This is a genomic window from Planktotalea sp. (assembly GCF_049680325.1).
GTDB lineage: Bacteria > Pseudomonadota > Alphaproteobacteria > Rhodobacterales > Rhodobacteraceae > Planktotalea.
Map to the genome: position 1 here is coordinate 1 of NZ_JBAUHO010000173.1, position 6,962 is coordinate 6,962.

Genomic DNA, 6,962 nt, shown 5'->3' on the forward strand with positions numbered 1-6,962 from the left:
GGCTTTACGTTGACACGCAGGGGCGCGTCCAATCCCAGGGCAACGCGTGCGGCCTCTTCGCCGCCAGAACCCCTGCGTTGTCGTGCGTGCCGCTGCCCTTCGCACATTCGGTGTCGGAAGCTCTTTCCTAGCAAATTCATCAGTTCAACATGGTCGAGCATCGTAACCGCCAGCAAGCGTTTGAGCTTGGCGTTCTTGTCTTCAGGCGATTTCAGGCGGTGGATCTAGAATAGGTTTATGCCACCGTATTTGGCTTTGAACTTGTAGAACGATACGTGGCTTAACCCATGTCTCCGGCACGCCTCAGCCATTGGCATTATCGCTTTTTGCTCTTTTGAGCACCTCATAATCCGGGCCTCTGTAAACGTCTCTGTCGACGGTAAAGAGTAAGGTTACGTTTAATGCATGTTTTTCGGGTTTGTGGCGCTATCGCTATCAGTATCGCTGTTGCGGGATGTCAATCGGATCAAGTGGCGAATGCTACTGCTGATCTACCCGAGATAATTGAGCCCGAACCGGTTGGAACAGTGTCCTCATCTGGCGGAACGCCGAGCAGCACGCTTTATCCAACAACACCGCTCAAAACGTTAAGCTATAGCGATCCGGCCGTCGTGGACAGCGCTGCGTTTAAGTTAAGCTCAAATCACGGTCCCGCGGTCTATGGGGCGTTTGCCTACGAAGATGGCAATGCAGAGGCGATCGTTAAAAAGTTTAGCAGCGAGTATAGGTATCTTTATCACCCTGACTATCATCTTTCAGTTACCAAACCGGCGTTGCCTTTGACGGGCAGCGCAAAACTGGATGGGACGGTTGGAATCGCATATGCAGAGCGCACTGGGTATGACGATGAAGGAATAGCCCAGTATACAATAGCCAATGAATCCGGTGCACTTACTTTGCTAGCTAACTTCGATGACAAGACGTTAACAGGCACGTCGGACTTGATCGCAGTAAATGGTCGCTACGATGATCGAGCTCTTGAAGGGTCAGTTGTATATGATGGGATCAACGGCGAGTTAGATGGCCGTTTTTCTGGAATTCGATTGAGGGCTCAGCGCAGATCGGACGGGGACGTCACGATTTATAGGTTTTTTGAAGCGCTCGGCACCTTTCATGGATCTGATGAAGATCGCGGGAAAACATTTGCCGGCGCATTTCGAGCAACATCAAACTAAAGCGCCCGATTTCTTATGTATTCACTTGGGTGTTTTTCGGCCCCGAATCCACTTGAACCCTCAGGCTGGCTCAAGTAGTCAGGCCCAGATTTTGACCGCCGCAGACGCCTCTGCGGCCCCTATGCAATGGATAAGGACGACATGCAGGTCACCGAAACGCTTAATGAAGGCCTAAAGCGGGGCTACTCCATCACGATCACGGCTTCCGAGCTTGAAGCGAAAGTTAACGAAAAGCTTGAAGAAGCGCGCCCAGAAGTCGAAATGAAAGGCTTCCGTAAAGGCAAAGTTCCAATGCCATTGCTTAAAAAGCAGTTCGGCCAGCGTATCCTTGGCGAAGCCATGCAGGAAGCTGTAGACGGCGCGATGTCCGAGCATTTTGAAACGTCAGGCGATCGCCCTGCGATGCAGCCGGAAGTCGTCATGGTTGACGGTGAAACGTGGAAAGAGGGCGACGATGTAAACGTCACGATGTCCTACGAAGCGCTTCCAGCGATTCCAGAAGTTGATCTAAGCAAGATCGAGCTTGAGCGTCTTGTCGCAAAAGCGGACGATGCGTCTGTTGAAGAAGCGCTCGCAAATCTGGCTGAGACAGCACAAGACTTTAAAGATCGCAAGAAAGGCTCCAAAGCCAAAGACGGCGATCAGGTTACAATGGACTTTCTTGGTAAAGTTGACGGCGTTGCGTTTGACGGCGGCGCTGGCGAAGATTTCCCATTGGTTCTGGGGTCTAACCAGTTCATCCCAGGCTTTGAAGAGCAGCTGGTTGGCGTGAAAGCCGATGAAGTTAAGGACGTGACCGTTACGTTCCCTGACCCGTACCAAGCCGAGCACCTTGCGGGCAAGGAAGCTGTTTTCACCTGCACAATCAAAGCAGTGAAAGAGCCTGTTGCGGCAGAAGTGAACGACGAGTTGGCTGTTAAGTTCGGCGCGGAAGATCTTGCTGCGCTCAAAGGCCAGATCGCTGAGCGTCTTGAAGCAGAATATGTTGGTGCGGCGCGCGCTGTCATGAAGCGTAGCCTGTTGGACAAGCTGGATGCTGTTGTGTCCTTCGATCTGCCACCGTCCTTGGTTACGGCCGAGGCCGATCAGATTGCGCACCAGCTGTGGCATGAAGAAAACCCAGAAGTTGAAGGCCACGATCACCCATCGATCGAAGCCACAGACGAGCATAAAACATTGGCCGAGCGCCGTGTGCGTCTGGGTCTGTTGCTTGCAGAGCTGGGTCAGAAAGCCGAGGTTCAAGTGACCGACGCAGAAATGACGCAAGCGATGATGAACCAGGCACGTCAGTACCCTGGTCAAGAGCGTCAGTTCTTTGAATTCGTTCAGCAAAACCAGCAGATGCAACAGCAGATGCGCGCGCCTATCTTTGAAGATAAGGTTGTGGATTACATTGTCGAGCTGGCGAAAGTCACCGACAAAGAGATCAGCAAAGACGAGCTGCAAAAGGCCGTTGAGGCGCTTGAAGAAGAGTAAATCCAACTCTTTTTTGGAATTAGGAAACCCCGCTCGATTGAGCGGGGTTATTTCGTTTTGCACTGCAAGTCAGAGCAGTCAATTACACAGGCTTTGCATGGCTTGAAGCAATGTGCCTTGGATCAGAAACATAGCTTCTGAAATCTGGAGCAAGCCAGTTTTGACAGATACATACGCAAAAAAAACGGACCCGGGGCTGTCAACCCGGATCCGTTCACTTGACCAAGAATGTCCTTAAGGTGGTCTAGCTGTGAGTGGCGGCACCCTCGGTCAGTGTTAGATTTGTGTCATTCTCTAGTTCCGCGAGAAGGTGCAGCGCTGCACGTAGCTCGCTTGTGTTAGAGGCGACTTGCAATTGCTCATGTACGTAGTCTTGCAATGCACGCACCGCATTGGGATTACTTGCTTTGCTATTCGCATCGCCAAAGCGTTGGATGGCTTCGTCTTCATCAAGAAAAACATCGCCCTGAATATTGGCAAAGTCACGTACCGCGTTGATCCGTGTTTCACTGCAATCCATCAATGCCGCCATGGCAGTAACCTTGCCCATTGGCGTTGCTTCACCCAGGTAGTCGTAGGGTGCATTGCAGGATCGCTTCAGGACGCGGTTCATAATTGGATCGATCACCGCAACAGCGTCTTCAACGCCTGCTGTACGCGCATATTCAAATGCACCGACCATGACTTCGCTGGTAACATAGGAAATCGAATTACGGGTCTTACCGCTATCAAGCATGTTTGTGTCCACGCAAAAACGTGTCGCTTCCCAAATCAGCGGGCTGCGTGGAGCGGGCTCTCCCTGAAGGATAGAGCTAAAAACATCCGCCAGCATATTCGGGCCGGTTGTTTGCAACAGCCGCATGCAGCCAGCCACGCGGCCTTCATCGGTTACTGAAACGATATGGGTAGGGTGAAGTTCGTCGAAATGATCCTTCTCCTGACCATCAACAACGTCAACGTCCCAACCTAAACGGTCTTTGAAGACCCGTGCACGAAGTTCAAATACTTGCGATAGCAAGCCAGTGAACTGATCAGCGTTCACGCCGTCCACCACAATTATCATTAATCAATCCCCCATTTTGTTAAGGAAACCTTTAACCATATTTTTGGGGGGCGCTATTGGGGGAATCCCGTATGATACATGCAAAAGTAGAACTTTTTTGGCTTTGCACCTGTCCGACTTGCGCATAAGTCCTATCAAATAGGTATATTTAGGGTCGGCTACTTGGGGTGAATGAACCCAAGGGAAATCCCACGACCAACGGCCTGAGCGGTTGTCAAAGCGCTAAGCTTTGAACGCGCGGAACGTAAATGTACTTCTACAGTTCTAAAAGAAATCGACAGAATATCGCCGATGTCCTGTTGTGATTTACCAGCGGCAATCCATTGCAGAACTTCGCATTCACGTTGAGAAAGGACAGGTCGGCGCAGCGCGATAGAAAGCTTGTCCGATTGCATCACCGCGTCATGCATATTGACGGCTGCGGTTTGAAGCGTTGTCAGGATGTTGCCTTTGAGCAGGGCCCATTCGCGCTCTGACGTGTCACGGGTTACGCTAAGCAAGCCACATTCGCCGTAGGGACCCCTGATCGGCACTGTGAGGCCGCGATCGCTAATACCGAAATCGCGCCCATTTGCGAAAACGGCATTGAAGCCGTCAAATCGTTGTAGGCGCGACCAATCCACAGGGGCGATAGAACGGGCAGACACGGCAATTGTAGGGTCAAGGTTTTGCAGCCCGTTCCCCATATAATGTTCGATCCACTCGACGGGGTAGGTTGCGAAACCTTGCACAGCATCGGACACCGTATTGATTGCACAATACGATGCATAGTCCAGCTCAAGCTGGTCACATAAAGCACCCAGATATTCAGTAAACTCAGCGCCCGAATGATCGCTCGCGCCGAGATCAATTAGATCCATGCAACTTCCAGACAGCAACGTTAGGAGATGATTGTCACATGAATGCCAAGTTTAGGCAACGTCTAGTGTATGCGAACCGCCTGTAAATCAGGCGTGTTCTTGCTCTGTCGTTTTGGATAGGGTGCGCAAAAAGGCGAGAACGGCCATTTGCTGCTCTTTGGGCAGGGTTTCGACCAATGCAAGGATTTCGCCGACGCGCGCGTCAGTCAATGCGTTGATAGGGGCATTTGCGCGGCGTGATACGACATCAGTTTCGTCGCCATCTACTGCCGTGTCCAGGCCTTGGAAAAAGTATGAAATTGGAACGCCAAGTGTTTCTGCGATCATCAACAGGCGGGATGCGCTGACGCGATTTGCGCCAGATTCGTATTTTTGAACTTGTTGAAACCGAACACCAACAGACTCAGCCAACGTCGTCTGTGAAATTTTTAACGCGATACGGCGGCCTTTAATGCGGGCACCGATTAACACATCAATATTCGTCATACTCATCACCTTTATTATTCGATCCGCGCGCTCATCCAGTTGACGTGGACCCGAAGTGGGTTACTTTCACCAGAAACGCCCTCAAGTTGCAAGCTCTTGTAAACTACAACGTTAACCGGATTGCACAATTTGGTATCAGGAAAGCTAATTTCAGCGGAATTTCGCTCAGATAAAAAGACGAAAAATCCAAATAAAAGAAGGGGCTACGTGATTAACGCAGCCCCTTCTGAAATGCTCGAAACACAAGTCTTGCTCTTAATGCTTACGCTTCGTCAACTTCTGCTTCGTCTTTTGCGGCAGGTGCAAGATCTTCGTCTTCGCTTGCCGCAGCACCGATATCATCGAACAATTCTGCGATTTCGAAGTCGGCAGCTGCCTCTTCTTCCGCAGCAAGTTCCTGAATGGATTTGCCGGATGCCTGAAGCTCTGCTTCTTCGACGGAACGTGCAACGTTCAATACGACTTCGGCGTCTACTTCGGGGTGCAGGCGCACTGTTACAGTGTGCAGACCCAGTTCTTTGATTGGCGCTTGCAGGATAACCTGCTTGCGATCAACAGAGAAACCGCCGTCTGTTGCAGCGTCAGCCGCATCACGCGTTGTCACAGAGCCGTAGAGGTAGCCAGCGTCGGACGCTTGGCGAATCACAACGAACTTCTGACCATCCAAACGGGATGCCATGTCTTCGGCTTCCTTTTTGGTTTCCAGGTTGTTCGCTTCAAGCTGCGCTTTACGCGCTTCAAAGCTTGCGATGTTCGCAGCAGAGGCTGTCAGGCCTTTGTTCTGTGGCAGCAAGTAGTTACGTGCGTACCCAGATTTGACATCAACAACATCGCCCATCTGGCCGAGTTTTGCGACGCGCTCAAGAAGGATAACTTTCATGTTCGTTCTCCTTATTTCACAGCGTAGGGCAGCAGGGCGAGGAAGCGGGCGCGTTTGATGGCACGGGCCAGTTCACGCTGCTTTTTCGCAGAGACTGCGGTGATACGGGACGGCACGATCTTGCCACGCTCAGAGATGTAGCGCTGAAGCAGCTTCGTGTCTTTGTAGTCGATCTTTGGTGCATTCTCGCCTGAGAACGGGCACACTTTGCGACGGCGGAAAAATGGTTTTGCAGCCATGGTTTAGAGTCCTTTCTTCAAGCTAAGATTAGCGACGCTCACGGCGTTCGCCGCGCTCTTCGCGTTTTTGCATTTGTACGGAAGGCAGCTCTGCGTGCTCATCCATTTTGATGGTCAGAATGCGCATGACGTCTTCGTGGAGGCGCATCAGGCGCTCCATCTCTTGCACGGCTGTCGCAGGTGCGTCAGAGCGCAAAAAGGCGTAGTGGCCTTTGCGGTTCTTGTTGATTTTGTAAGCCATCGTTTTGACGCCCCAATACTCGCTATCCACGAGTTTGCCGCCGTTGTCGGCGAGGACGGTGCCAAAATGTTCGATGAGGCCTTCGGCTTGCGTGTTGGACAGATCCTGACGCGCAATCATGACATGCTCATATAGCGGCATGCGTTCTCCTATTTATATCAAGGCGCATTTCATAGGCAGGGCGATATCCCTTTGCGGCCCCACCACGAGAGTCTGCGCGGTTTTCCAAAGTTGCAAAGGAAGGGCCGATATACACGGTTTGCGGCGCGGGGCAAGCGGTTAACCGCGCAAGCGGACTGCTGCGCGATGAATTGCCCCGAACCGGCCAGAGCAACGCCCCGATTTGGTCACGATTCCCTGCAAAGTTGAATCAAACTTTAGGGAGCTATGGCAATGACAACAGCATCTGATTTCGCCTTCGAGGCCCCCCGCAAGCCGGTCCCGGTGCGCGCCATTGACGGTGCATGGACGATCCTGCGGGCTATGCAGCGTCTGATCGGCTGCGCGATGGTGCTGGCCGCGTTCTTTCTGTGGTTCACGCC

Annotated in this window: 8 protein-coding genes and 1 pseudogene; 2 read left to right on the top strand and 7 right to left on the bottom strand. The window is 52.0% G+C overall.

Features of this window, described 5'->3' with window-relative positions; all coding sequences use genetic code 11:
* Positions 1–122 precede the first annotated feature (122 nt).
* Positions 123–347: pseudogene (locus tag WBC85_RS07935) on the bottom strand (transposase); the annotation flags it as partial.
* Between the two features lie 54 nt (positions 348–401).
* Between WBC85_RS07935 and WBC85_RS07940 the strand changes: the two are divergent.
* Positions 402–1,175: a hypothetical protein gene (locus WBC85_RS07940; RefSeq protein WP_424434958.1), complete on the top strand. Its 774-nt coding sequence runs from the start codon at positions 402–404 to the stop codon at positions 1,173–1,175.
* Positions 1,176–1,316: 141 nt separating this feature from the next.
* Complete coding sequence (gene tig, locus WBC85_RS07945; protein WP_424434982.1) at positions 1,317–2,651, top strand: trigger factor; 1,335 nt, start codon at positions 1,317–1,319, stop codon at positions 2,649–2,651.
* 244 nt (positions 2,652–2,895) lie between these two features.
* On the opposite strand, the gene WBC85_RS07950 is transcribed toward tig, so the two are convergent.
* The 6 genes from WBC85_RS07950 to rpsF all read right to left on the bottom strand — a co-directional run bounded on the left by WBC85_RS07950 (position 2,896) and on the right by rpsF (position 6,561).
* Positions 2,896–3,714 carry an acyl-homoserine-lactone synthase gene (locus WBC85_RS07950; protein WP_424434961.1) on the bottom strand — a complete coding sequence of 273 codons (819 nt, stop codon included), beginning with the start codon at positions 3,712–3,714 and terminating at the stop codon, positions 2,896–2,898.
* Positions 3,715–3,872: 158 nt separating this feature from the next.
* Positions 3,873–4,574, bottom strand: coding sequence for a helix-turn-helix transcriptional regulator (locus tag WBC85_RS07955; protein WP_424434964.1), 702 nt, complete (start codon positions 4,572–4,574; stop codon positions 3,873–3,875).
* An 87-nt stretch (positions 4,575–4,661) separates the two neighbouring features.
* Positions 4,662–5,060 carry a helix-turn-helix domain-containing protein gene (locus WBC85_RS07960; protein ID WP_424434967.1) on the bottom strand — a complete coding sequence of 133 codons (399 nt, stop codon included), beginning with the start codon at positions 5,058–5,060 and terminating at the stop codon, positions 4,662–4,664.
* A gap of 262 nt (positions 5,061–5,322) precedes the next feature.
* Entirely contained in the window at positions 5,323–5,940 is a 618-nt protein-coding gene (gene rplI, locus WBC85_RS07965; protein ID WP_424434970.1) for a 50S ribosomal protein L9, read from the bottom strand.
* Between the two features lie 11 nt (positions 5,941–5,951).
* Positions 5,952–6,179, bottom strand: a complete 228-nt coding sequence (gene rpsR, locus WBC85_RS07970) for a 30S ribosomal protein S18 (RefSeq protein WP_009805008.1) — start codon at positions 6,177–6,179, stop codon at positions 5,952–5,954.
* Positions 6,180–6,207: 28 nt separating this feature from the next.
* On the bottom strand, positions 6,208–6,561 hold the full coding sequence (gene rpsF / locus WBC85_RS07975) for a 30S ribosomal protein S6 (RefSeq protein WP_424434979.1): 354 nt from the start codon (positions 6,559–6,561) through the stop codon (positions 6,208–6,210).
* Positions 6,562–6,962: the final 401 nt, after the last annotated feature.

What these genes read in the sequence shown, in the direction of transcription:
- WBC85_RS07940 (WP_424434958.1), top strand. Translation starts at nt 402, where the DNA reads ATGCATGTTTTTCGGGTTTGTGGCGCTATCGCTATCAGTATCGCTGTT.
- tig (WP_424434982.1), top strand. Translation starts at nt 1,317, where the DNA reads ATGCAGGTCACCGAAACGCTTAATGAAGGCCTAAAGCGGGGCTACTCC.
- WBC85_RS07950 (WP_424434961.1), bottom strand. Translation starts at nt 3,714, where the DNA reads ATGATAATTGTGGTGGACGGCGTGAACGCTGATCAGTTCACTGGCTTG.
- WBC85_RS07955 (WP_424434964.1), bottom strand. Translation starts at nt 4,574, where the DNA reads ATGGATCTAATTGATCTCGGCGCGAGCGATCATTCGGGCGCTGAGTTT.
- WBC85_RS07960 (WP_424434967.1), bottom strand. Translation starts at nt 5,060, where the DNA reads ATGACGAATATTGATGTGTTAATCGGTGCCCGCATTAAAGGCCGCCGT.
- rplI (WP_424434970.1), bottom strand. Translation starts at nt 5,940, where the DNA reads ATGAAAGTTATCCTTCTTGAGCGCGTCGCAAAACTCGGCCAGATGGGC.
- rpsR (WP_009805008.1), bottom strand. Translation starts at nt 6,179, where the DNA reads ATGGCTGCAAAACCATTTTTCCGCCGTCGCAAAGTGTGCCCGTTCTCA.
- rpsF (WP_424434979.1), bottom strand. Translation starts at nt 6,561, where the DNA reads ATGCCGCTATATGAGCATGTCATGATTGCGCGTCAGGATCTGTCCAAC.